This is a genomic window from Stygiolobus sp. RP850M (assembly GCF_037389295.1).
Lineage (GTDB): Archaea > Thermoproteota > Thermoprotei_A > Sulfolobales > Sulfolobaceae > Stygiolobus.
In genome coordinates this window covers 1-26,014 of the sequence record NZ_JBBHKU010000008.1, presented here as the reverse complement: position 1 = coordinate 26,014, position 26,014 = coordinate 1, and the positions used below count along the sequence as shown (strand labels likewise).

The 26,014-nt window shown below is 41.0% G+C and carries 20 protein-coding genes and 6 pseudogenes; 7 read left to right on the top strand and 19 right to left on the bottom strand.

Going from position 1 to position 26,014, the window contains the following annotated elements; all coding sequences use genetic code 11:
• A pseudogene (locus WIW52_RS00385) lies at positions 1 to 455 on the bottom strand (IS701 family transposase); the annotation flags it as partial.
• A gap of 93 nt (positions 456 to 548) precedes the next feature.
• Positions 549 to 662, bottom strand: a pseudogene (locus tag WIW52_RS00380) (IS6 family transposase); the annotation flags it as partial.
• A 190-nt stretch (positions 663 to 852) separates the two neighbouring features.
• Between WIW52_RS00380 and WIW52_RS00375 the strand changes: the two are divergent.
• Complete coding sequence (locus WIW52_RS00375; RefSeq protein ID WP_337707844.1) at positions 853 to 1,635, top strand: KaiC domain-containing protein; 783 nt, start codon at positions 853 to 855, stop codon at positions 1,633 to 1,635.
• Positions 1,636 to 1,658: 23 nt separating this feature from the next.
• Here WIW52_RS00375 and cobB read toward each other — a convergent pair whose 3' ends face one another.
• From cobB to WIW52_RS00340, 7 genes and pseudogenes are all read right to left on the bottom strand, one after another.
• The gene (gene cobB, locus WIW52_RS00370) at positions 1,659 to 2,414 is read right to left on the bottom strand and encodes an NAD-dependent protein deacetylase (protein WP_337707843.1); all 756 of its coding nucleotides are present in this window, start codon (positions 2,412 to 2,414) and stop codon (positions 1,659 to 1,661) included.
• Between the two features lie 78 nt (positions 2,415 to 2,492).
• Complete coding sequence (locus tag WIW52_RS00365) at positions 2,493 to 3,005, bottom strand: TQO small subunit DoxA domain-containing protein (protein ID WP_337707842.1); 513 nt, start codon at positions 3,003 to 3,005, stop codon at positions 2,493 to 2,495.
• Between the two features lie 5 nt (positions 3,006 to 3,010).
• A pseudogene (gene doxD / locus WIW52_RS00360) lies at positions 3,011 to 3,513 on the bottom strand (thiosulfate:quinone oxidoreductase large subunit).
• Positions 3,514 to 3,814: 301 nt separating this feature from the next.
• A complete protein-coding gene (gene cutA, locus WIW52_RS00355) occupies positions 3,815 to 6,031 on the bottom strand; it encodes a glyceraldehyde dehydrogenase subunit alpha (protein ID WP_337707841.1) in 2,217 nt (738 codons plus the stop codon).
• Positions 6,018 to 6,503 carry a (2Fe-2S)-binding protein gene (locus tag WIW52_RS00350; RefSeq protein ID WP_337703119.1) on the bottom strand — a complete coding sequence of 162 codons (486 nt, stop codon included), beginning with the start codon at positions 6,501 to 6,503 and terminating at the stop codon, positions 6,018 to 6,020. The genes cutA and WIW52_RS00350 overlap by 14 nt, the downstream gene beginning before the upstream one ends.
• Positions 6,493 to 7,344 (bottom strand): glyceraldehyde dehydrogenase subunit beta, encoded by an 852-nt coding sequence (gene cutB / locus WIW52_RS00345; protein ID WP_337707839.1) that lies wholly within the window; start codon positions 7,342 to 7,344, stop codon positions 6,493 to 6,495. Before cutB ends, WIW52_RS00350 begins: the two co-directional genes overlap by 11 nt.
• Before the next feature lie 269 nt (positions 7,345 to 7,613).
• Positions 7,614 to 9,356, bottom strand: coding sequence for a S9 family peptidase (locus tag WIW52_RS00340; RefSeq protein ID WP_337707837.1), 1,743 nt, complete (start codon positions 9,354 to 9,356; stop codon positions 7,614 to 7,616).
• A gap of 142 nt (positions 9,357 to 9,498) precedes the next feature.
• Between WIW52_RS00340 and WIW52_RS00335 the strand changes: the two are divergent.
• A pseudogene (locus WIW52_RS00335) lies at positions 9,499 to 11,051 on the top strand (aldehyde dehydrogenase family protein).
• Between the two features lie 10 nt (positions 11,052 to 11,061).
• Here the strand turns inward: WIW52_RS00335 and WIW52_RS00330 are convergent.
• Positions 11,062 to 11,439, bottom strand: coding sequence for a cupin domain-containing protein (locus WIW52_RS00330; RefSeq protein WP_337707836.1), 378 nt, complete (start codon positions 11,437 to 11,439; stop codon positions 11,062 to 11,064).
• A gap of 50 nt (positions 11,440 to 11,489) precedes the next feature.
• Entirely contained in the window at positions 11,490 to 12,431 is a 942-nt protein-coding gene (locus tag WIW52_RS00325; protein WP_337707834.1) for a glycosyltransferase, read from the bottom strand.
• Positions 12,432 to 12,554: 123 nt separating this feature from the next.
• On the opposite strand from WIW52_RS00325, the gene WIW52_RS00320 reads away from it, so the two are divergent.
• Entirely contained in the window at positions 12,555 to 13,073 is a 519-nt protein-coding gene (locus WIW52_RS00320) for a type 1 glutamine amidotransferase domain-containing protein (protein WP_337707846.1), read from the top strand.
• 36 nt (positions 13,074 to 13,109) lie between these two features.
• Here WIW52_RS00320 and kdgK read toward each other — a convergent pair whose 3' ends face one another.
• Together kdgK and WIW52_RS00310 are read right to left on the bottom strand one after the other, a co-directional pair.
• A complete protein-coding gene (kdgK, locus tag WIW52_RS00315) occupies positions 13,110 to 14,048 on the bottom strand; it encodes a bifunctional 2-dehydro-3-deoxygluconokinase/2-dehydro-3-deoxygalactonokinase (RefSeq protein WP_337707832.1) in 939 nt (312 codons plus the stop codon).
• Positions 14,041 to 14,922 carry a bifunctional 2-dehydro-3-deoxy-phosphogluconate/2-dehydro-3-deoxy-6-phosphogalactonate aldolase gene (locus WIW52_RS00310; protein WP_337707830.1) on the bottom strand — a complete coding sequence of 294 codons (882 nt, stop codon included), beginning with the start codon at positions 14,920 to 14,922 and terminating at the stop codon, positions 14,041 to 14,043. Before WIW52_RS00310 ends, kdgK begins: the two co-directional genes overlap by 8 nt.
• Positions 14,923 to 14,957: 35 nt before the next feature.
• Between WIW52_RS00310 and WIW52_RS00305 the strand changes: the two genes are divergently transcribed.
• The gene (locus tag WIW52_RS00305; RefSeq protein WP_337707829.1) at positions 14,958 to 15,779 is read left to right on the top strand and encodes a DMT family transporter; all 822 of its coding nucleotides are present in this window, start codon (positions 14,958 to 14,960) and stop codon (positions 15,777 to 15,779) included.
• A 22-nt stretch (positions 15,780 to 15,801) separates the two neighbouring features.
• Here the strand turns inward: WIW52_RS00305 and gapN are convergent, their stop codons facing one another.
• Positions 15,802 to 17,325 (bottom strand): NADP-dependent glyceraldehyde-3-phosphate dehydrogenase, encoded by a 1,524-nt coding sequence (gene gapN, locus WIW52_RS00300; RefSeq protein ID WP_337707828.1) that lies wholly within the window; start codon positions 17,323 to 17,325, stop codon positions 15,802 to 15,804.
• Between the two features lie 177 nt (positions 17,326 to 17,502).
• On the opposite strand from gapN, the pseudogene WIW52_RS00295 reads away from it, so the two are divergent.
• The 3 genes and pseudogenes from WIW52_RS00295 (at position 17,503) to WIW52_RS00285 (ending at position 23,577) form a co-directional block, all read left to right on the top strand.
• Positions 17,503 to 19,462: pseudogene (locus WIW52_RS00295) on the top strand (APC family permease).
• A gap of 174 nt (positions 19,463 to 19,636) precedes the next feature.
• Entirely contained in the window at positions 19,637 to 22,636 is a 3,000-nt protein-coding gene (locus WIW52_RS00290) for a thermopsin family protease (protein WP_337707827.1), read from the top strand.
• A gap of 86 nt (positions 22,637 to 22,722) precedes the next feature.
• Entirely contained in the window at positions 22,723 to 23,577 is an 855-nt protein-coding gene (locus tag WIW52_RS00285; RefSeq protein ID WP_337707826.1) for a lysine exporter LysO family protein, read from the top strand.
• A 15-nt stretch (positions 23,578 to 23,592) separates the two neighbouring features.
• Here the strand turns inward: WIW52_RS00285 and WIW52_RS00280 are convergent, their stop codons facing one another.
• From WIW52_RS00280 to WIW52_RS00260, 5 genes and pseudogenes are all read right to left on the bottom strand, one after another.
• Positions 23,593 to 24,093 (bottom strand): hypothetical protein, encoded by a 501-nt coding sequence (locus WIW52_RS00280; RefSeq protein ID WP_337707825.1) that lies wholly within the window; start codon positions 24,091 to 24,093, stop codon positions 23,593 to 23,595.
• Between the two features lie 55 nt (positions 24,094 to 24,148).
• Complete coding sequence (gene trm10, locus WIW52_RS00275; protein WP_337707845.1) at positions 24,149 to 25,015, bottom strand: tRNA (adenine(9)-N1)-methyltransferase Trm10; 867 nt, start codon at positions 25,013 to 25,015, stop codon at positions 24,149 to 24,151.
• A gap of 29 nt (positions 25,016 to 25,044) precedes the next feature.
• Positions 25,045 to 25,275: a hypothetical protein gene (locus tag WIW52_RS00270; RefSeq protein ID WP_337707824.1), complete on the bottom strand. Its 231-nt coding sequence runs from the start codon at positions 25,273 to 25,275 to the stop codon at positions 25,045 to 25,047.
• 68 nt (positions 25,276 to 25,343) lie between these two features.
• Positions 25,344 to 25,508 carry a hypothetical protein gene (locus WIW52_RS00265; protein ID WP_337707822.1) on the bottom strand — a complete coding sequence of 55 codons (165 nt, stop codon included), beginning with the start codon at positions 25,506 to 25,508 and terminating at the stop codon, positions 25,344 to 25,346.
• Positions 25,509 to 25,915: 407 nt separating this feature from the next.
• A pseudogene (locus WIW52_RS00260) lies at positions 25,916 to 26,014 on the bottom strand (IS1 family transposase); the annotation flags it as partial.

The window sequence follows — 26,014 nt, the reverse complement described above, 5'->3', positions numbered from 1 at the left end:
GCGTAGGGGAAGGCTCCCACCATGAACGCCCTGCCCGTGGAGAGGTCCACTATGGCGACCGTGAGGAGTTGTATACCCCTCTCGAACCTCCGGTGGGCGTGGCAGTAGATCCAGTAGTTCCCGTGGGGGCTCACGTCCTTCCCTCTGGAGTACTCCTTGTGGTCTACGGTGTCGTCTATGATTACGGCTACCTCACCCTTCACCAGCCCCGACAGGAACTTCAAGTAGTCCCTCCACGCGTCTTCGAGTTCCCCCAACGCCTCCAGCAGGTTTGCGTAGTCTAACCCGAACGTCTCAGCAGCATTCTTCACGCTGGCCCTACCACCTAGCAGGGTCATGAGGACTAGTGCTAGTCCTACCCTCCTGCTCCTCCCGTTCCTTCTCACTATGCCCAAAACTTGGTTGACTGCCTTGACCAACCTCTCCTTAGCGTACTCTACTTGTCCCTTCAACATCTTTCAGTAGAACAACGTTGAAAAATAAAAACTTCTCGCTAATACCGACTTCTTGGTATTACCTCCCTAAGATTCCCATAACTGCTGCTGGATAGCCAATGCATAGGCTAAGGTATCCCCAGAGTAAAACCTAGGGCTAAGGTTAATATACTCCATTAAAATTAGTATAATTTGGGTGAGCACGGGAACCTTCCATCTAGTTTCCATGTGCTCACCTCCAGGTAATACCTCCCGTGCTCATCCTAAAAAAGTATTATCATCAACGTTCTACTAATAAAGCACAAACAATTCAAATAATTCATTTTAGATTAACAAAATTATTGTCCACACTCCATTTTTTCCTTAATACCTTTATCAAAAGGCAATTATTTATTCCATTAGTTCAAAATAAATAGTTATGATCAGGCTGTCTACTGGTATTCATGAATTTGACAGGCTTATCGAGGGAGGCATTCCGCAGGGGTTCTTTGTAGCTTTGACTGGTGAACCCGGAACGGGTAAGACAATCTTCTCCCTCAGCTTTATACACGAAGGACTTGTCCATGGAGAGCCTGCAATTTACGTTACTACGGAAGAGAGCAGGGACTCCATAGTCAGGCAAGCCAAGATGTTTAACTGGGATCTCGAAAAATATATTGAAAAGAAGTTGATAATAATTGATGCGTTAATGAAGGAAAGGGAAGACGAGTGGTCTTTAACGGAGTTAGAACCAGAGTCACTAGTCCAAAAAGTGATAGAGGCTAAGCAAAAATTAGGCTCTGGGTGGGCTAGACTAGTGATCGATTCAGTATCTGCACTTTTCTTAGATAAACCGGCAATGGCAAGAAAAATAAGTTACTACTTGAAGAGAGTACTTAACAAGTGGAGGTTTACAATTCTCGTTACGTCACAATACGCAATAACTACGTCCCAAGCTTTCGGATTCGGAGTTGAACACGTAGCTGATGGGATTATCAGGTTCAGAAGAGTAATAAGAGATGGAATGCTACATAGATATGTAGTTATAGAAAAGATGAGGCAGACAAATCATGATAAGTATGTTTGGGAAATTGACATAGTCCCGGGAAAGGGCATAGTCCTCTTGGGGAGAATAAACGAGAGGAGGGAGGACTATGCTTTACCAAAAAAAGTAATGGACAAGATAAAGGAAGCAAACAAGGACGAAAGCGACATTCAGTAGTTACCACTTTCGAATCCTGAAAGTTACACCAAACCAGTCTGCCTTTTTACTTCATCAACTATCATCGGTAGGACTTTTTCGACGGAGTCTCTTATAACAACGTCTGCAATAAAGTCCAGAGGCGTTTCCTCCATGTTTAGGATTATCAATTTACCTCCTCTTTCCTTTACGACTTGCGGAACCAAATTTGCTGGATATACAGTCAGAGAGGAACCTACCACTAAAGCCAAGTCCGAATCGTAAGCAATTTGTAATGCGTAATTTATTTCCTTAACTGGTTCCCCGAAGAGTACGACATCAGGTCTAATAATCCCACCACATGAGCACTTAGGAGGAAGTTCTCCCTCGTCTATTTTCATAAGAACCTCAGACGAATCGTAAGACCTGAAGCAAGAGGAGCAAAAGCTCCTCTTCATAGTGCCGTGAAGTTCTATCACGCTTTTTGAACCAGCTTTTTGATGAAGACCGTCGATATTCTGTGTAATAATGTACTTTATTAGCCCCATCTTCTCGAGTTCAGCTAAAGCAAAATGTGCAGGGTTAGGCTTCGCTTCAAATAGCCCCCTCATCCTTGTCGAGTAAAACTCCCAGAAACCTTTGGGATCCCTTTCAAAGTACTCTATACTCGCCAACTCAGGGGAGTATTTTTTCCAAAGACCGTTAGGCCCTCTGAAGTCCGGTATACCTGAAGCTGTACTGATGCCAGCACCGGTGAAAGCTATAGCGTTCACTGAAGACAATAACATATCAACTATTATGTTTATTTTTTCATTCTCCATCACAAAAGATTGTAAAGAAAAAGTAAAAAAAGTAAAGCGAGAGAAAAAAGTGAGGATAAATTAAAAAAAAAGAAAAAGTTATGACGTTATAGTAAAACTCGCTACTGCTTCCCTACCGGTAGATATTGCTGGTGTGTATAATTTCACGTAATATTTACCGGGAGTTAAGTGTACTCCTTTTATTAGTAAGTGGAACTGTCCTTCACTTCCCAATATTACTACGAATCCCGAATACCAGTTAACGGTGTCCTTTTTATTCGCGTTCCACGGGGCTTGTATTATTTTCACGGTATCGTTAGATATCTGTGAAGAGTTTAGGAACATCATAAACGTGTGATTTGTATTGTATATCTCCATCAGTGGAGCGGAAGCCGGGTAAGCGTCCGGACCATCGATATCTGTTATGTTCATTATAAGACATAGACCCTGAGGTGTATTATAAGCGTCTATATAAGTGATCTCTAGTTTCGGTAATTTTGAGTTATTTACTAAAGGCCCTACTACGTTTCCATAAGCCCACTGGCCAGTAGCTAGTATCCAGCCCGCTACCAAGATACTGAAAATTAAGCCAAGAACAACTGCTTTTTCCATACTTTTCACCACAGTTTAATCCACTTAAGTATCGGTACGTTAGCTATCGGTCTATCTCCGAACTTCTTATAGAGGAAGTGATCTAATCCCCATACTCTTCCGGCAGCTGTTACCATTAGTACTATTGAACCTGCTGTTAATAGAGCACCGATTTGCCATTCGTCCTCGCATGTGGAACCTAACCAGTATGCTGGAGCGAAACCCACAGACATTGCTAGAGCGCCTAGTGATGCCAATCTTGTTAACAACCCGATCACTATCATAATCCCCACAAGTGGTTCGACATAACTGAAGACAGTGAGGAATGTTGCGTCTAATGTTCTGTTCTCTAGAGTCATTAGTAAGAAAGGCTTAAACGGATCAGCGTGTGGCAGGAAATTCACTAATTTTCCTCCCACGAATGAAGATGAGTTAGGGTCTAACTTTTCAGGTTTTAGTACAGCCTTCCTTAAACCACGTCTAAAAACATCCAACCTACAGCGAAACGTATAGGCCATATGTACTCCATTCTCGTTGAATTTCCTTCATTTAACTCCGTTTTAGCCGTCCTTTCAACTCACCTATTTAAAATTGTTTAAAAAACAAATTTAAGTTTTTCTAATAAAAAGTAATAAATCTTTTTAATCTTCAATTATTTACAAAGTTAAGACTTTTTTAAACTTCGATAAATAGAAAAGGATTAAAAAGAGAAGATATATAAATTATCTTGGTAGATCATTCAAATCATACGACGATTATTAACTATAAAATAAAAGTATAATAAAATTGTACTGGAGACAGTTTGTTTAAGAAAAAAGAATTTAATCAGGCTAAATTACGTCTTCAGGTCTTACGGGAGTCTTATTGAACCTCTTTCCAGTGGCGTCCTCAATAGCCCTTACTATAACAGCTGGTCCAACTATTAGTGCGGCTTCGCCAACTCCCTTTGCCCCAGTGGGATACGCGGATGGATGTGGTTTTTCTACGAAGTGACTTTCAAACTTTGGTGTCTCAACAGCCGTTGGTATAAAGTAATCAGCGTAAGTTACAACTAACTGACCATCGTCGTTAATTATAGCTTCTTCTAATGTTGCTTGTCCTACAGCTTGCGTAGCCCCACCGTGAATTTGCCCCTCAGCTAAAGCCGGATTTATCACTACACCTATATCATCGTAAGCCTTGTAGTCTATTACCTTTATTATACCATAATCGTCTACTTCAACTACTGCCACATGAACTCCATAGGGGAATGTAACATCTCCGGACAGAGTGACTTGAGCGTAAATACCTGGTTCATTTGAGGCATAAGAGGATGCAGCTACTTCATCCCAACTAACTTTCTTACCACCTGCACTGAACTCTCCATTGGAATATGCGACCTCCTCTACATCCACGTTCAAAATCTTAGCAGCTGTCCTCTTCATCTTCTCCAATACCTCCTTTGCAGCGACAAGTGCAGCACTCGCAGCAGCCGAGGCTGTTCTCGACCCGTAAGTACCCATGCTTGCAGCGACAATTTCAGTGTCTCCCCAGACCACTTTGACTCTATTAATGTCTATCTGCAAAGTGTCAGCTACTATCTGGGCAATTGCGGTTTCTGTACCTTGACCGTGGGGAGTTCCTCCGGTTATTACTAATACATCTCCAGTCTCGGATACTCTGACTTCGCCAAACTCCCAAGGCCCGAAACCACTGATCTCCAAGTAAAATGCCATCCCTACACCTATCTTCCTGCCCTTCTTTCTCTCCTCCTCAGCCCATCCTTTGAGCTGATAATATTTGAGTGCTTTCAGTCCCTCCCTCAGTAAGCCTAAATAATCACCAGAATCATACTTCAAGCCGAATGGGTTCGTATACGGCATCTCGTCCATCCTTACCATGTTCACTTCTCTGACCCTCACGTCGTCTAGCTTCAACTCGTCGGCAATAATACTCATTATTCTCTCTATTATGAATGTAGCTTCGGGCCTACTTGCTCCTCTGTACATTGTTATGGGTGGGGTGTTAGTGTAAACTGCCCTACTCCTTATATGGATGTCTCTAACCTTATATGGCCCCGGGATCATTAAAGGAATAATTGCTGGTTGTAGAGGGGCAGTATAAGTTAGATAAGCTCCTAAGTCAACCAGTAAGTCTCCTCTAATTCCTAACAATCTCCCTTCTCTGCTAACTGCAATTTCCCCTTTGAAGGTATTATGCCTGGCTTCAGAGGCTAACATTTCCTCACTCCTAGTCGCTGTCCACCTTACTGGTCTCCCCAACTTTATAGCACTGGCTATGACGCTTATATCTTCCGGCAAAATATTCACTTTGCTTCCGAAAGCTCCTCCTACATCGGGCATTATGACCCTTATCTTGCTGGATGGAATGCCAAAAATTCTGGAGAACTCTGACCTAGCTGTGTGGGGAACTTGTGTAGAGTACCATACCGTCAGGAAGCCTCCTTCATATCTAGCTATAATGCCTCTGGGCTCCATGGGTGACGGGATGAGTCTGTTGTTTGTTATCTCGACTGGGATCACTTTGTCCGCGTTCTTAAAGGCGTTCTCTATGTCGCCAGCACTGTAAGTCCGGTCAAAAGCTACATTAGTCTTTAACTCCTCGTGTATGATCACTTTATCTTCTAAGGAATCTTCCATCTTAACTATCGCAGGTAATCTCTCGTAGTCAACGTTTACTTTGTCTATAGCGTCCCTCACTGAATACTTATCAGTTCCTATCACTATAGCCACCGGTTCTCCGGCATACCTAACTTTCTTATCCGCCAACGGCTTCCTTTTTACGAATTTCCATAACTTAGGATCTTCGTAAGTAGTCCATATTCCTATACCTTCCTTAACCTCCAGGTCCTTTGCCGTGAAGACCGCGACTATCCCTTGGACTTTTAGCGCATCACTTACGTCTATAGACTTAATCAGCGCGTGTGCGTAAGGGCTCCTGACAAACCCCGCATAGTAGGCTGATATCTGTATGTCATCTACGTAAGTTGATTTACCGTTGACGAACTTATCGTCATATAACCTCTTTATTGGTTTACCCGTGTACATGACCGTCACCTCCTGCAACTTGCCTTATTGCCTTGACTATGTTTTGATATCCAGTACACCTACAGATGTTACCATGAATACCTTCCCTTATTTCCTCTTCCGAGAGATGTTGATGTTCCTTGAGGAGGTAGTGAGCTTGAACTATCATTCCTGGAGTACAGTAGCCGCACTGGAGGGCAAAGTTCTCCTTGAATGCCTCTTTAAGCTCCTTTGCGTCTAACCCTTCGATGGTAGTCACCTCAGCACCGTCAGCTTGGACTGTAAGCACTGTACAAGACTTAACGCTCTTACCGTTGAGGAGTACAGTACACGCACCACAAGTTGATGTATCACATCCTATCTTAGTACCGGTAAGCCCTAGTTCATCTCTCAGGAAGTGGACTAGTAATTGCCTAGGCTCTACTTCCCTTTCGTACCATATCCCGTTTACTTTTATTTTAATTTTTGCCTTTTCTCCTGGTCTAACTAACAATACCTAACACCTCCTTTAGGGTGTTTACCGTAAGAGCTTTCATCACCTTTCTTCTGTACTCGGAAGATCCTCTGGAGTCTGAAGGAGGGTTCACTTGAGAGGCTACTTTTTCTGCGAAGTCCCTAATTACGTTCTCAGAAGGTTTAGTATCGAGTAAAGACTTCTCTATCTCGTAAGGTCTGAACGGCTTGTCGGAAACACCGGTATAAGCGATTCTGATATCCTTTACTACTCCGTCTACTTTAGCTAAAACAGCCATTCCAATCAATGCGTAGTCTCCAGCTCTCCTCACTATTTTCGCGTACTTATAGTTGTATCCCTTAAGTTTAGGGAAGACGATCTCCACTAAAAGCTCGTCCTCCCTTAACTCGGTTGTATAGGGCCCTTTAAAGAAATCCTTAGCCTCTATCTCCCTCACGCCTTTCGAACTCTGTAACCTTAACTTAGCGTTGTAAGCTGTAACTATAGCAGGATAATCTGCCGATGGGTCTGCGTTTGCTAACGAACCACCTATAGTACCCATATTTCTGACTTGCATATCACCTACCTTTTTTGCCGATTGGTGAAGTAGAGGCAAGTCTATCCTCACTATACCGCTCTTAACCAGGCTGGCATGTGTCACTGTAGCACCTATGATTATACTATCATCTCCTGACGAGATGTGATTTAGTTCCTTGAGAGGGTTTAAGTCCAGTAGAAACTTAGGCTTTAATATTCTAAACTTTAACATAGGTATTAAGCTCTGACCTCCTGCTAAGGGCTTAACGTCCTCATTACTTAAGAAGTCTAGGGCGTCACTAAGACTGACCGGTCTATAATAGCCTAGTTGGGGTGGATACATTATATGGTAATGGTAAGAAATTTATTAAATACTTTGCTTATCTCTTGATTAAATTGTTACAAAATCAAAAAATGTTCATTTAAACATATTTTAATTAATTAGGTCAACCACATAATGTCTCCTTAGAATCGGTTTTGTTTTAGGATGTATATGGTTCGAACACATGTTGAAGACCCTACGAATAATCAAAACTGACATTATTCATAAACTTAAAGAGAGTATATGAATTGTTTATATCGAGAACGAAGGCGTCTTACGTGGAGTGTCACCTATCTCAAATATCTGTTAAACCAGTCTAGCTTTCTTCTAAGCCTATCCTTCATGTTGTTGGGCTTACCCCTTCTCGCATGTTCGTGACCGTCACCCTTATACCTGACCAGTTCGCTATCGATTCCATTCATTTTCAACGCCATAAAGAACTGTTCTGCTTGTTCTATGGGACATCTGTAGTCCTCCTCTCCATGTATTAGCATTATATGCGTCTTGACATTCTTTACGTAATATATGGGAGACATTTTCATTAACTTATCCATATTTTCAGGTTTCCACGGGTCGTCAATACCGGACTCTACAGTGTTGAACCAGAAGCCTATGTCACTCGTACCGCACATGCTGACGAGGTTAGATATACTCCTCTCACTAATCGCCGCAGAGAACATATCTGTCTTTGTGACAATCCAATTAGTCATAAACCCACCGTAGGATCCCCCGGTAACGCCGATCTTACCCGTCAGCTCGTATTTCACTTTGACAGTTCTAACGAAGTTTAAGATGTCCTCCATGTCCTTCCCTCCCCAGTCACCTACACATGCTTTAGCAAAGTCCTCACCGTAACCTTGACTACCCCTAGGGTTTGAGTATATTACGTTAAACCCGTGCTTTGCGAAAAACTGGAATTCTATGAAGTAGGAGTACCCGTAAGCAGTGTGTGGCCCTCCGTGGATAAAGAGTATCGTCGGAGCGTGCTTGTCCACTATTATAGCCCAACCCTCAACATCTCCCCTAACCAGTTCAGGCTTTAAACCCCTGACTGAGGGGTTAGGGTCGTATGTCTCTCCCTTGTAGTACATTATTGAAGGCTTTTCAGGAGTGGTATAAACATAAACCAGTTCTCCGTCTAGATAATCGAAACTCCTGACTACCATATCCCCATCTGTCAGTTGGTCCACCTTGTTATCACTAACTTTGTAAACGTTTGTTTTAGCTCCGACTTGACCAGTGGTTATTATTTCTCCCCTCTTAAAGACTAACTTCTCCTTTGCACCGTCGAACAAGTCAGTGAGGACGCTATTACCACAATAATTTCCGCACAGATAACTCTTATCCTCCTCTGGTAGTATTACTTCTTTTACTGCCCATGGTGTTTTACCCTTTCGGTGTCCTAGATAGGCTATTTGACCGTCCTCGTTCATGGCGACAGCCGTTATGTTCCCCTCCCCTCTTGTGATTCTCCTTAATTCATTTCCTTCAACCTCATAAATGTCGGATAGACCCACATCATCGTTTTCTTTTGTAGCAGAGATCACGATCCTTTTTCCGTTAGTTGCAACGTCAGTTACGTCGAAGTCACCTTCAACAAGTATCTTAACTTCTTTTCCGTCAAACAACAACAAGGACATCCTAGTTCTCAGTAGACCTCTTCCGTCAAACCTATACTTCAGTTTTTTAGCCACGAAGTGGCCTTCTTTTTTATCTTTCTTTTCTCCTATGACTAAAATCCCGTCCTTATGGAAGACGAACTTATGTATCTTACCGAGAGTAAAGAGTCTCTTAGGTTCTCCGTAAGGGCTTTGCTTGACAAGTGTTCTTCCGTTTAAAACGTAGTAGAGATCCTCTCCGTTGATCGATGGTAAGGACTCCTTTCCGCCGAAAGTAATCCTATTCTTATCAAGGTAGATGCTTGACTTATACTCATTCCCTTCTATCCACGTCTCGGTATGTAATAGACCCTTCTGACTTAGTTTCACTTCTGAAACGAGTCTTATTGAATACGCTTCTTCTATCGTGTCCATAAAGTATTATGTGTTTACTTACTTTATAATGTCAACTGAAGGTCCTAAGATCGTTATGCGATCGGCTTAGGCTCTTCTCGTTAAACTTTCCAAACAACGTACAACACCACATTTTTATCTCCGGTTATCTATAATTATAGATATGGTATTCATAAACGAAAACACTATAGCTAAGTATAAAGGTAGGGAGGAGGAGTTCCACCAAGAGTTTGAGAAAGCATTAGAAAGAGTAAGACTTGGAGAAGAGTACCCACTGATAATAGGAGAAGAGGAAGTAAAGACAAGTAAGACTTTCGAAGTCAGGTCTCCTATAGACGCTTCAATTCTCATAGGACGGTTTCAGATAGCTGATGAAAACGCCATAGATAAAGCTTTCAAGGCCGCAAAAGAAGCGTTTAAGAGTTGGAGGCTGACGTCATGGAAAGACAGGGTCGAAATGGCTAAAAGGGCTGCTGAGCTGATCAGGAGGAGGAAGTTCGAGTTAGCTGCTACTATTACCCTCGAAAATGGTAAGAACAGATACGAGGCTATAGCTGAGGTTGACGAAACTATAGACTACTTCAACTACTACGCTTACATCCTCCAGATTAATAGGGGTTTTGAGCACGAGATGGACTCAAGGATGTATAAGAATGAACACTCCTACTCAGTGATGAAGCCCTACGGATCTTGGGCTGTAATAGCTCCCTTCAACTTCCCGTTGGCAATAACTACTACTACTATGGCCCTCGGGGCAGTGATTACCGGGAACACAGCCGTGATAAAACCGTCTTCCGACACACCACTTTCCGCATACAACTTAGTTAAAATAATGTTAGAGGCCGGTTTTCCACCGGGTGTGGTGAATTACATCACAGGTAGCGGAAAGGACATCGTTGACTTCATGTTAACAAGATCTGACGGAATGGCATTTACGGGATCTAAGGACGTGGGGCACTCCTTGGCAAAACGCTTCATTGAAAGAGACCCTAGACCGGTAGTGATGGAGCTAGGTGGTAAGAACCCCGTGATAATAACTGATAAGGCAGACCTTACCAAGGCTGTTGAGGGTGTATATCGTGGGGCTTTCGGCTTTGGTGGTCAGAAGTGCAGTGCCACCTCTAGGGTATACGTATTTGAAAGCGTATACGATAAGTTTGTAGAAAAATTAGTCAATAAAGTAAAAGAGACCAAGATTGGAGACCCTAGAAAAAAGGACGTTTTTTAGGACCCATGATAAACAGAGGTGCTGTAGAGAAGTACAAGAGGTTTGTAGATGAAGCTGTGAAAGGCGGAGGGAAGATAGTAATAGGAGGAAAAGTCGTGGAGGAGAACAAAGGATATTATGTAGAACCTACAGTCGTCACTGGCTTACCTTATGACCACTGGTTGTGGAAGACTGAACTTTTTGTACCCATACTGTTAGTTGGAAAAGTTAAGACGTTAGAAGAGGCTTTAATGAGAGCTAATGACGTAGAATACGGCTTAACCGCTGGTATCTTCAGTGAAGACCCGAAAGAAATTGAATACTTCTTTAACAATATAGAAGCCGGTGTTGTTTACGCAAATAGGACTGTAGGGGCTACTACCGGTGCAATGCCCGGAGTACAACCGTTCGGAGGTTGGAAGCATTCGGGTTGGACTGGGAAAAACGCGGGAGGACCCTATTACTTACTCTCCTTCCTCAGAGAACAAGCTCAGACGTATTACGAGTGACTTTTTTCTTTCACTTGCACTCCTCGTCTAACGTCTTTATACTCATGTCGTCTGTGTAATCGATTACACAGAAGAATTCCAGTTCTGAGTCACCGTTCACGAAGGAGTGTTTTACATTAGAATCTATGAAAATGAAGTCACCAGCTTTCATCTCGTAGGTCTTGTCGGCTACGCATACCTTGCATTTACCTTTAGTTATAATGACAGTCTCTTGGTATTTATGTACGTGCATCGGTATTACGCCGTGTGGCTCTAATGTGAACTTTCTGACTGCGTAATGGGCTCCATGATCCTTTGTGACAAGCCACTGGATGTAAGCTCCTTTTGACCCCTTAATCGGAACTTGGTCTTTCTTTACGGAAGAAATGTTGGATAGATAATACTCCAAATTGTTCCCCACTATTATTACTTAGAGGAGATTTTAAATAGATTATAACTTCAGAGTGTGAATTTCTCACAATTCTTCACAAGTTTTTTACTTAAGTTCTTCATATAATATTCGACAACCTTTTCTTTTTTCACAAACAGTATCATATTGTCATCGCATAAGAAGGACTTATACCCTTCCGTGTATTTCTTAATTTTATCCCTATTTTTATAATTTACTTCTCTTAGACCTACCCCTATAAGGATATAGTCCTCGTAATTCCTAAACTCGTCTGGAATGTAGATCTTTTCTAACAGCTCGAAGATGGTAGTACCTCTGTACATCCCCTTTGCTTTGGCTATTATGTACGCTAGGAAGACTATTGCGTGGTATTTCTTTTTATACCATAAAAAGGCGTCTTCTAACGTAAATCCCCTACCCCTTATGGTGTCGACTACACTCATAAACCACCGGTAGTAATAATTAATCCCTTTTGAGTACCTTTTCTCTCTAGCTCCATAGCTGGACTGTCTATGTAAATTCTTCTCCATTGTTATCAGCGGTATGTGGTGGTCGAAGCCTACTCTATACCAGAGCTCTATGTCCTCTGCGACTATAAGATCCCTCCAACCACCCTTCTCTATAATCTCTTTTTTGGGTGCGACAAGAGTGCTCTGTATCGTAGTTACTACCTTTGCTCCTCTTTCAGCTGAGTATTTCACTATATCGTGAAATATCTTGTTGTATTTTACGTCCATATCAAAATAGGCTGTCATGGAGTTTTCCGGGCAGTAGTTTAGTGAATATTGTCTCCCCACACCTCTTGAGGACTTATAACGCAAAACGGTCAAATTAAAGTCTTTTCTCAACTCCTCCAGTTTTTCGTAAGTACCATCAGTTGAATAATTGTCGGTTATGATTATTTTGTAACTAGGGTCGAAAACAGACTTCACACTCTCTTCAACTGTGTCCGCGTTATTGTAGACGGTACCGTAGAGGCATATCTCCACCATTTACTCTAAAGGTAGATTAAAATAAAATAAAGCCTTTGAGAGAGGTAAGGTGGGGGACTTATAATGTTTTTATTAGACTAACAACAAGTGTTATTAGTCTATATTGCCACAAATTATCACACTATGAAAGTACTCTTTATAGTAGGAGATGAATATGAGGATATTGAACTGTTATACCCGTTTTATAGAGTTATAGAAGAGGGATTCACTCCGGTAATTGCGGGTAAAGAAAAGGGAGGAAAAATAGTCGGTAAACACGGTTATACTGTAGTAGCGGATATCTCGTTTAAAGAGGTAAAGCCCGAAGAGTACTCAGCTCTGGTAATTCCAGGTGGTAGAGGTCCTGAGAGAATACGGACTTTGCCGGAGGTCAAGGAGTTAACGAGGAAATTCTTCGAACTGAAAAAACCCGTAGCCGCAATCTGTCACGGACCTCAAATCCTCATCTCCGCCGGAGTAATAAAGGGAAGAAAAGTCACTTCCGTGACTTCGATTAAGGACGACGTGATCGCTGCTGGCGGAGAATACATAGACAGCCCAGTAGTTGAGGACGATAATCTAATATCATCGAGGCATCCAGGTGACCTACCCTATTTTGCATCAACGTTGATTAAGGCATTAAAGGGAAGAAAAATTAGTTAACTACCTATTTAGAATTTAACCTCTATTTCTTTTTTCTTATCTATTTTCGAACTCTCTCAAAAATTGTTCTATGTCAGTAGTCGAGGGTAAGTTCTCTTGATCTCCTCTTATCATAACGTTAAGTGTTGCCGCTACTATACCATAATCTAAAGCCTTTTCTAAAGTAAAACCTCTGTAATATAAAGACAGAAAAGTACCTCCTAAAGCGTCTCCAGCACCTACTACATCTTCGACCGGAACCGTATATCCGTGAGAGTAGTATTTCTTACCTTCGTAGTACAATGCAGCTCCTTTAGCTCCCATCTTCATTACCACTACATCAGCATAATTTAGGAATACTTTAGCTGCCTTATCGGGATCCGACTCGCCCAACACTATCTTTGAGTCGTCAGTATCTGTTATCAGGAAGTTCAGGTGGAATTTGTTAAGTATCCTCATTATCTCGTATCTCGCCTTATCAGGAGACCAAAGTTTAAGCCTTATGTTAGTGTCAAAGGATCGGGCTCTAGCAAAGTCAAAAGCCTCGTATACAGCTTCTCTAGCAGTGTCTGAAATAGCGAGGGTAATCCCAGAGGAGTGGACTATGTCAGCACTTCTGACATATTTTTCATCAACATCATTCGGGGAAAGTTTGCTCCCAGCACTCCCCTTTCTGTAATAAATCGAGTCGCTCTTGTAAGGGACTGGATAGTGCCTTTGTATGAAAAATATCCCGGTAGGGCTTGAATCATCAATCTTTATCTGAGATACGTCTACACCTTTCCCTCTCAACCACTCTATGGCGTTGTACCCGAACTCGTCTTTCCCGACACGAGCTATAATACCGCACTCATTCCCTTGCCTTATGAACGCGACACAATAATTTGCCTCGCTACCCGCAACATGTTTTTCGAAATAGTTAACATGCCTTAGGGGTCCGGGAGTAATCGAGTTAAACTGAATCAGAATTTCTCCCAGCGTGACCATTTTAGCCATAAATTCCACTAATAATATCTTCTAATTTTCTCTTTAAAGGTTCAACTTCGCTTTTCAACATTTTAACTTCATCGTCTGTTAAGGGATATATTGGGGGTCTAGGATAACCCACCTTATAACCTAACATTATCTCCACCATATAGTATGTTGCCGAGAGCTGCCCGTATTTCCTGATCGCGTCTAGTAGCATGTTAATTAACATCTGGACCTTAAGTGCTTCCTCCCTCTTTCCTTCTTTTATCAGCTTCCTCATAGCCGATATTATGTGGGGAGAATGGTTTGCAAAAGAGGCTACTGTACCGTCAAGTGACGATAAAGAATAGTAGATTAAGCTATCGGATCCATTATAAACGATTAAGTTAGGATTTACTATCTTGTATTCAAGTGTGTGAGCTAAGTCCTGCGTAGTGTCCTTTAGTCCTTTGAGCCCGTGGATCTTTCCCACTACTTTGGCTGATATATCATATCCAGTCGCCGCGGGATAATTGTAAAGGAAGAAGTCCTGCTCACTCTTGCTTATAATGTCATTAAAATAATTGACCAGCCATTTCTCTGGAAGTCTCTGGAAGTAATAAGGAGAGTAAGATGCTACTCCCAAAATGTCGAACTCCTTAGAATATTCGACAAGCTCAAAGACATCGTACAAATTAAGACCACCCACTTGGAATATTACCTTGTGTGTGACGTCGTACACCGCCTTTAACGTTTCCTTCTTTTCCTCTTTAGAAAGAGCCGGTCCCAAACCTGTTGTTCCATTAAGGAAAATTACGTCTACACCGAGTTCTAAAAGCCTCTTCACGTGGTCTTTTAAGGCATTTATGTCAACTTTACCATCTTTCGTAAAGGGGGTAATGATAGGGACTACGACTTGCATAAATCATATTTATTGAGTTAGGATAAAAAGTCCTAATGAAACTATCGATAAACAAGTATTACCTGCTGCTGATCGCCGGTGGGATGAGCTTTGGTACCGCTTCTATTTTCATTAAATTATCGGCGATGTCCCCTGGGAGTATAGCATTCCTTAGGTTCTTTATTGCAGGTCTCATCCTCACTTTAGGGAGGGTCGACCTTAAGAAAGTCGTGAGGTATTCACCCTTTGGATTACTACTAGCAATGCATATGGTGACCTTTATTATCAGTGTTTACTCGACAACGATAATCGATGCTACTGTTCTCGTCTCTACCTCCCCTTTTTTCGTAATTTTGTTATCACCTTTCTTAAAATTCAAGACAAACTTAAGGGATATAATCGCTGTCATCACCGGGTTTTTGGGAGTGGTATTAATGAACCTTCCTCTAAAGCCCGGTTTACTTTTCGGAAACGCCATTGCAATATTGTCAGCCTTTTTAATAGCCCTTTATACGGCTGGACTTAGTAAAGTCAAAGACGAGCCGATAACCTTAACTTCTTCTATATATATTTCTTCTTCAATATTTACACTTCCGTTGTTCCTAATTCAGGGACTTGGCACAGTTACCATAACTTCCGTCCTAGCACTATTAGGTTTAATCACATTACCTACCTTGCTGGGCCATACGTCTATAATAGTAGCCTCTGGGAAGGTCAAACCTCAACATATCGAGACGATAGGGCTGTTAGAGCCAGTAGTCGCAACATTATTGGCTATCCCTATATTCGGTCAAATACCGACCGTCTTCGAAATCTCCGGGGGAATGTTAGTGATACTATCGATACTTATAGTCGTGACGAGCTCAGAGAAGAGTTAGAACACTGAGTACCTTCGTTTAGTCACAAATACTCCCATATTCCCTTTCCTTTGTAGTTATATACCACTGTTTTATAGGCCGTCACATATTCAATAGTGTATCCTATACCTTCTCTCCCTATCCCGGAATCCTTTCTCCCGCCAAAGGGGAAGTAACCTATACCATGCTTGGGGTACTCGTTTATGTAAACCGCTCCTACTTCGAGCATTCTTACCGCCTTTCTTATCTTATTTATGTCATTTCCGAACAATGCTGCATCTAGTCCGTACCTCCTACCGTTAGATAACTCTATTGCCTCTTCTATATTGCTTACTTGAGTGAGTACTGCGATTGATAGAAATACCTCTTTCTTATACAAGTACGAGTCCTTTACTTTCGATTTATCGATTTCAATAAGCGTCGGTTCAATATATGTGGCGCCCAGTCTTTTTCCTCCGTAAAGTATAACTCCTCCTTTGCTTACGGCGTCTTTTACGGCAAACTCGAATTCGTCTACGGTCTTAGGGTCAATCACAGGCCCCATAGTGACTCCGTCTTGTCTCGGGTCTCCTACTTTCACCTTCCTTAACTCCTCTACTAAATTCTCCTTTAGTTTATCGTATATTGGTTCTTCCGCAAATACGAACTTTATCGAGTCACATCTCTGCCCGGAATAGCTCGTTATACCGGTGACTATTTTCTGGGCTGAAACTTTCGGATCAGCGTCAGCCATAACTAACGCAGAATCGCCACCTCCGAGTTCCATAACGTATTGCTTTATTCCACCTATTTTCATTACTTGCTCCCCTGTCTCGGTACTTCCCGTGAGTGAAATAACACCTATCCTTTTGTCCTGAACTATCTTGTCCATTTCTTTGCCCGGTATAGTGATTACCGCTAAAGCCTCTTTCGGAAAACCTGCCATCTCTGCAAGTTTTGCGAACATTATTGCCGGTAGGGGAGTGGCACTGGCTGGTTTAAGAACAAAGGCGTTTCCTGCTACTGTCGAGTATACGAACTTGTTTACCACGTCGAAAAGAGGGTAATTAAAGGGGGTAATGGCTAACACTATACCTAAAGGCTCCCTTCTCACTATTGCCTCAGCCTCCAAACTTTCGGTACTCCAGTCACCCGGGACGTACTCACCGTATAGTTTTCTCACGTCTAAGTCAGCCCTCTCTAACCTCTCGATAGCTGCATTAACTTCGCCATTTGCAGCTGAAGGGGTCTTTCCGTTACCGATTACTAACACGTTCACAAAGTCCTGCCTGAACTTTTCCAGTAAAGAAGCCAGTGTGTGAAAAACCTTTAATCTCTTCTCCCCCGGCATATCCCTTATTTCCCACCTGCCCTTCCTATAAAGCGTCTGTAAAGCCATGTCAACCATTTCATAGTTCAACTTAGGGACTTTTGCATAAACCTCTAAGTCTATGGGAGATTTTACTTCTTCTAAATCTTTCGTTGATGTCCAGATTCCAGCTATATACGTCTTAAAGGAAAGCACCTCATCTGAGTTTACTGTATATATCTCTCTAAGTTCACCTGAAAGCTCTCTGAGTTTTGCCATAATGTATATTTATTCATTTTCATTTAAATCATTTTTTCAGTCCTCTGGTATAGAAATTAAAATCTCAAATTATCAATCATAAATCGTTCAAATTATTTTAAGCAATTAGAAATTGTTCACATTCAAACCATGATTAGATACCAAGGATTTATAAAGTACCACATATAGTTTAAACTTATGTCTGATAGGGAAATAAAAGGGGGAGCCAGAGATTTCGGAACCCGATCAGATAAATTGTTAAGAAGATCTCTAAATAAGTTCGAATTATTGTATCTCTCCTTAGGAGGAGTAATAGGTTCAGGATGGTTGTTCGCTTCTCTGAGTACTGGTGCATATGCTGGAGGTTCTGCAATTCTGTCATGGATAATTGCGGGAATCCTAGTAATGTTCGTGGGTTTAGCTTACGCTGAGCTTGGAGCTGCTATACCGAAATCTGGAGGAATAACCAGATATCCCCACTACACTCACGGAGGCGTAGTAGGTTACATAATAACTTGGGCTTATTTCCTATCAGCCTCTTCAGTACCAGCTATTGAAGCGGCTGGAGCTATTGAGTATATAGCCTCATATTATCCACAATTAACTACTACGGGAACTTTTAACGGAACCCAGATAACAATACTAACACCTGAAGGAATAGCACTCGCCGGTCTTCTATTGCTCTTCTTCTTCTTCCTAAACTATGCAGGCGTTAACATCCTAGGTAAGGTAACACATGGAGTAGGCTGGTGGAAGTTACTAGTCCCTACACTAACTGTTATATTTCTGTTGATATTCGACTTCCATACTGGAAACTTTACAGCTGGCGGAGGATTCTTCCCATCATCTTCCAACGTAGTGGGAGGAGCTAGTGGAATTTATGGAGTCAACGCTGTGCTTTACGCAATACCTACTACTGGAGTTGTGTTCTCATATTTGGGCTTCAGACAAGCTGTTGAATATGGAGGAGAAGGTAGAAATCCTAAGAAAGACATTCCGTTTGCAGTAATTGGTTCGTTAGTAATTGCCATACTACTTTATACAATGTTACAAGTAGCTTTCATAGGCGGAATTAACTGGAACCAATTATATCTAAATGAGTCAGGTAAGCTAGTCCCAGTACCAGTTGGTAATTGGAGTGCTCTACCTACAGCTGAGACAAGCAGTGGTGCAGCCATAGCAAACGGTCCCTTCTTAATATTATTCCACCTAGCACCCGAGGCTGGAGCTATTGCTGGATTATTTGTGTTATGGGCTTTAGTGTTAACAATAGATGCTGTTGTCTCTCCATCCGGTACTGGATGGATTTATACTGGAACTTCCGCGAGAACTATATATGCCTTTGCCAGTAACGGCTACTTACCAGAGATATTCCTTAAGGTAGGAAAGACTAAAGTTCCAGTATTCTCACTAATTGCTGCATTAATCATAGGGTTCATATTCTTACTACCCTTCCCGTCATGGTATGCCCTAGTGTCTTTCATATCCTCAGCTACAGTGTTAACTTACATAATGGGGGGAATTAGCGTAGCGGTGCTAAGGAAGCATGCACCAGAGTTAAATAGACCCTTCAAATTGCCTGGTGTATCAATAATAGCTCCATTAGCGACGTTAGCCGCTGGTCTGATATTATATTGGTCAGGGTTTGCTGTACTATTCTATGTGTTTACTGGTATTACCTTCGGTTTACCGTTGTTCTTCGGGTATTACGCATACAAAGTATTAAAGGTGAACAAGACCATTTCCGCCTTGGTTGGCATTGTTGACATTGTAGTTTCTATAATAATTGCTATAGCTTTCTTTAACGCCACTTCAGGACTTACAACAGCTAACAATACAGCGTTCATAATTTACATACTCATTTATGCAGCTCTATTGATGGCAAATGTTGCTCTCCTTAACTTATCCGTAACGAGTGAGGATATTAAGAGAGAGGTAAATGCTGGTTGGTGGTTGGTAGGCTTCTTTAATAGCAATATATATTCTGTCCTACTTCGGAGGATTCGGCCTAAATCCAATAATACCGTTCCCAGAGGACACAGTTATAGCAGCTTTAGTAATATTGGGGTTCTACTTCGCAGCTGTTAAGAGCGGTTTCAGGACTGAGGCAATAGAGGAAATACTAAGCGAGACTCCCGAGCTGCCTCAACAAAGGTGAAAGCTTTACGAAGAACCCCATTATAGCTTTGTTTCTTTTTTTATATTATTTAAAGCCAATTTACGACAGTATAGTCATTGCATTTGTTTTAATATTTCTCTCTTTAATACTTCTGTCCTTAGCTATGTTTTCTGTTCTCAAAAGTTTTTAAAACTGTGATTTTAAAAACTAGATATGAATTTAAGATTACTGTTAACTTTACTCTTGATCACTTCTTTTCTTCTAGACCTCATTACATTCACTCCCATCTCTTCAACACCTGCATTGATCCCTAAGGTTTACACCAAAGACCCTCCCTATTATCCCATTGGAGTCTCATCTAACGGTGTTAGTCCCTCGGGGGTTAAAGTTGCAGTTGAGACAAGTTCTGTAATGGGTTATGTATATATAGGATCACTGTCTACGAGCGGTGCCTCTTTGCAGCTGAATGTGGTGCTAGTGATGAGCTCCTTAAGTAACCTTCAGGAATATTGGATACAGAATGCAATACAATTCGAAGGATCTCAAATGCGTTTCATAGACAATATCTGGAACTTTACAGCGAATGATGCCGGATTGAACCCAGCATATATATTTGGTAATGGTCAAGTGACAACAACAACCACAAATAATGGACAAGTGGTATCATATTACTACTATTCGACATCTTATCAATCCTTCTCAACTCCCATGTCATTGTTACTTTTCATAAATGTGTCAAAAACCCCCGGTGGGGCGGAGGTTTGTATAGGATATGAAATGGGTGGCTCTTACGTTAAATATGACACCGTGATAATAACATTAAACAATATCCTTAACGCCTATATCTTAGTGGCACCCCAATTAACCGGAAATGGGGAGTATTTTGATGCTGAGCTTGTCTGGGGAGGGTTTTCAAACGGAGCTATAGCTACATTCTCGTCAATGAAATCTCAATTAGCAATATATTATAAGGTTACGGGAACTAACTTATACTCACCGTTTCCAGAAGTTTATAACTATGGCTTCGACACAGCAGAGACTTCATCTAACATACAAGCAACCTTGGGTAATAACGGTATGGTCTGTGTGACTATCGGCAACCCAAACCCGTCCTATTTGACGAGCTATTTTACACCTTTGATCCCGGGGTGGACATTAGTTACAGTACTCTCAAACCACTACTACTTAGTTAACGGGTATAACACTACAGCAAATGTACCTTATAACACTCAAGAACCGGATTACGGAGAGTCCTATTACACATCTTACACCTCACCCTCTAGTATTACCGTACAACTTCCGCTGTTCAATACAACACTTTACCGCTATTTGCCTATAAGCAAGGTGCTAAATAGTAGTGGTAGTTATAATACCACTAACAACATAATCACTTTGTCAAACGGCTATTATCAAGTGGTTGTGAGTTATATCCGAATACCTAACTTATTGAAGGTTACAATTAATATACCCATGTGGGGGACATTGAACGGAACCCCCGCACTCATCAAATCGGGTGAATACTATTACGGAGAAGTAATAGAATTACCCATATGCAATTACTCTGTAATAGCACCGGGGGAAAGGGAACTTCTAATTCCTAACGTAACATATATAGTAATTACGACTAACATAACAATACACGTAACCGTAGTTTTACAGTACTTGGTAGATATTAAGACCGAGTACCCCCTAACAGTAGAAGTCAACGGGAAAACATTGAACGTGACAGGGAACCAGTGGTTTAACTCCTCTTCAAAAGTAGTGATCCCACTGCAATATTATTATTTATCAACGGGTATAAGAGAAGAATTACTAAATTCCACCAGCTTCATTGTAAGTCAACCGAACATAAACTACACAGCCTCATGGATAACACAATACAGACTGATAATAAACTCTCCCCTGCCATTATACGAACTGGTTAACGGGATTAATATGACGGCTACACATATACAATGGATAAACCAGAGCTCAAGAGTCCTCATCCCTCCGCAAATATACTACAGCTCGAAAACCGAGAGGTGGATCTTGACCAACAACCTTAACGTAACATTGAACTCACCCATTAATTTCACAGCAAGATTCTTATTACAGTACTACGTTATAGTCCCTTACAAGGCGTTAGTAGAAGTAAACGGGAGTTACCAGAACATAACTTCAGGATGGTATAACAATGGAACAGTGATAACGGTGCCTAACAATTACCATTACCTTTCCAATGACGAAAGAGTAGTATACTACATACCAACTCCTTTCCACGTTATAGTTAACTCATCTATGACGATTACCATAATCTCTAGTTACCAATACTACGTAAGTATAAACAGAGAGTTGGAAGGGTATGTAAATGGGACTTTAATGAATGTTACAAGTGGGTGGTATAATAACGGGACTTCTATAGTGTTTAAGGTAGCCTACTACCATGTTATTGCTCCTAGCGAGAGGATAGCATGTTCTCCTAACATTACTTACATAATCGTCAATAAGCCTGTAGCTATAAATGTGTCGTTAGTTAAACAGTTCCTTGTAAACGTCCTTTCTCCGTACCCACTAAAAGGCATAGCAAACGGGATGATCATGAACTTTACTACGGGATGGTACGACTCCGGACTTTCAATATACGTGCCGGTTCAATACCATTACGTTAACAATTATAGCAGGTATGTCCTGATTAATAATTTGACAATAACGATTGAATCTCCCCTGAACTTTACAGCTATTTGGAGGTTACAATTCTTCGTTAACGTGAGTTCACAATATCTTGTATTAGCCCTTGTTAACGGTCACCTCGTCAATTTCACTAGCGGGTGGTATTTCAACGGAAGTAAGATACAAGTTCTGACTAACGTTACTTACCCAATAAATAGTACGGAAAGGTATGCAGTCCTCTCTGTATTACCTTTCTCTAACTTTACATTGATAAAACCTACCTCAATTACAGTAACTTATTACCCACAATACTTGGTCACAATAAACGGACAGAAGTCATGGTACTTTAAGGGCAGTGAAATAAGGTTAAATACTACAGTTCCCTTTTTCGAGAGTGTAGAGTGGACTGGGACATATAATTTACCGAATGGAGTTGTGATCATAATAAATAAACCCATAGTGGAAAACGCAGTAGTTTCTATCAATCTAGTAAATGTTGTGTCTGTGGTATTACTGATAATCTCCACGCTTTTAATACTATTTGCGGCGATTAAAAGAAGATAAAGAGGGGGAAAGTTTTAGACAAAACTTCTTTCTCTCTCTAACCAAAGTAAGGATAATCATTTAAGCAGAATACTATATTGAGTTGTATGAACTTTACACTGACTTTTCTCTCTCTATATCTTATAAGTATGGCTATAGGAAGGAAAGTCAAACTGCCTTCGGTGATCACGGAAGCTACAGTGCTAGTCTTGATATTCAGTATTTCCTATTGGGGAGGCGTTACAATTCCAGTCAACGAGATCGCTAGTGTTCTGGTAATATCTCTAATTGTGGCAACCTTGTTAATCCTCATAACATATGTTATAGGCTTATTCTTTATAGACAAAGTTCATTTATATCCTGTGAAAGTTAACTTGAGGATGCAAATAAAATACGTTATACCTCTGGTTTTGGGTCTTATCTTAGGACTTGGAATCAGGTTAGAGCTACCTTTTACCCTCATCATAGACTATGAGTTATACTTTTTGGCTGTAATTATAGGTATTGAAATAGGCAGGAGCTTTAACATAGGATTACTCAAGAGGACTACGGGACTAGCGATCTTAGCAGTTACGGTTGACGTGGTAGGGGCTATAATACTCTCAGTAATCTTCTCCCCCTTAATTCCCTTAAAGGCAAGTTTAATGATAACCTTAGGATCAGGTTGGTATTCGTATACGGGACCATTCGTCGCTAAATACTTCGGTCCAGCTCTTGGCGTAGTCGGGTTTCTGAGCAACTTCCTGAGAGAGCAATTAGCTTTCATCTTGTTACCGATCTTACTAAGAGTGAAGGCAACCCCTATAGGTGCCATAGCCATAGGAGGGGCTACGTCAATGGACGTAACGTTACCTCTATACGTGGATTTGTTAGGCGGAGAATATGCTGTAGGGGCAATGATAAGCGGTTTTATTTTAACTTTGCTCATACCCATTATTTTGCCAACGATTGTATTACTATGACGAGAAAAGCTCCTTTCACGGGACTTGAGTTATCCTCTTTACGAACTTACATTTTTGTAAAACTTTAAACTTATTTAACGATCTAGGTATAACGAGCTCATCCACTGACACAATAGAGTCGATAAATCTATCTAGAGTAGGCTCGTCTATGTCTTCTAACACGAGTTTTTTTATGTTCCTGAACAAGACGGGTTTACCCAGACTAGTTATCTCGTTCTTATTAGCCTCAAGTTCTTCAATGTCGGATATGATCACGACGTCCTTTTTAGCCTCGTTAAACCCCTCGATAAATGCCTTACTTGTCTCCTTAGCCTTGGAAACTGCATCGTCGATCTTTTCCCCAGCTTTTCCCGCTAATCCCAGAAAAGTAATCATAGCTTGGTTCATTATTTCCCCTACCGTCTTCCCGCTCTGTCTTGACAGGTTTACTATCCTGCTATATAGATCGCTATCTACTCCCCTTATAGTAATGGTCTTCCTATTATTGTTGTTTTGATCTTGAGGATTTGAAGACATATGTTAATATTGTCATACTGTTTAATAAGTTTTACTGTTATACATGTTTAACACATCATGAGATTATCCTCAGCCTCGATTTCACCATGTGTAAAACCTTATCGTCAGCTTTTAACCACTTTAATTCCTCTTCTAAAACGTCTAAACCTAGCCTGTGGACGTCATACAAGATCCTAGCCACTTTATCAGCTTTGGACATAGTTGATATTACCGCGTCCTCCAAACTTTCACCTTCCTTAACTTTCAGCACGATTTCGGCTATTTTGTTAATCTCGTCTGGGACTCCTACTACTGACCCCCGTAACTTTATCCTTACACGTGGGTAGTCATAGCCCCTCATTTTAGCTAACTCGGTAGTAGCGTATTTCAGTCTTCTTCCCTTATCTACAATTCCTCCTATGATGAATACATCCGAATTCCTTATTATCTCCTCGTTTGCATCAACATCACCATAAGGGTCGAGCACTATTGTTTTGGCTTCAACCCTAAACTTACTAACATTTATTGCCTTCCCTATCCTCACGTCTCCTACTATCACTAAGTTACCGTCCCACCAGAACCTCCTTAAGATGTTCAGAGTCATATTTAGTTGGACTAATGTTTTCTTCTTCTCTTCTTCGGTCAGACTGTCGAATAGTCCAAGATCTATGACTATTTTAGGGAATTCCGGTGGATCAGTTATGATGTTTTTACCTCCTTTCCTGAAAATGCAATCACTCTTTTCACTTCCTCTACCCTTAAGGAGTCTTATCCCTTTAACTTCCAGTACAGTATTACCTTCCCTTTTTTCATCAATTATACCGTAACCCTTAACAAGCATCTTAACTGCTAATGTTTGTAAATCAGGTTTTTCACGACCTATGTGAATGGAATAATAATCTTGATCCTTCAGTAATTGAGAGAAATAGTGAGAAAGCATGATAAGGAAAGGGTATATCTTAAATAAAACTTTTACGAAGCTATTGCTGTTTCATTAGGTGGTACTTCAACGAAAACAGTCGTATTATACGCTGATATTAGAAGGATTAACGGTAAGTTATAAGCGACTTCTGGCACTGTAAAATTATATGTTAGAGGCTTGGGAATACCTCCGACCGCTTGACCTTGTTGATCTATTGCTTGTACTTCTTTAGTTATATTTAATGTCTTACCTTGATACATGTAATAAACCCAAGTTATCACAAAATTTTGACTTCCCTCATAAACTACGATTAAATTATATTTGGGATTATAGGACGAATTATAAAACACTATAACGTTACCTCCTCCAATTTGTAAATTGGCAACAGTTTGATAATTTTGGGCTTAGACGACGGTGATGATACATCGAGTAGATAAAACATAAGGGGGATTAATAAGGCTACTACTATTATAAGAGCGAAGATAAAACCTATGTATTCCGATTGGGCCCTCACGATATTCACCCCGTTATAATTGCTGATATACCTCATTAACTCCGTATTGAACTGTTATTGTTCCAAGCTGAGTTAGGTTAATTATAATTGGACTGTCTTCAGTATCGTTCCATATTAAATTATTATTGTAGAACACATGCACAGGTCCTATAGAGCATGTTGTTAATATTTTGAACAAATATTCCAGTAGGATACGCCACATACTTTCCCGGTAATATCCAGTATGACTGACCATAGTCATATACTGTTCCGTGAAGTATGAAGTAGAAATCTCCGGTATAAGGATAAGTCTCCCCCATACATACTAGTTTCACGTGAACATAACATCTCTCGTCAGAGTAGTAAATTGTTAGTGTAATTGAAGAAGTCAGCGGATTTACGAAGAGAGTGTGGAGATAGTGTCGTCATTAAGTTACAAATTCTGGGATTAACCTTCTCTCCCACAAGACTAGGGCTATGGAGTACATCATGCTGCGAATGCTCCTATTTACTGCCTTCGTTGCCCT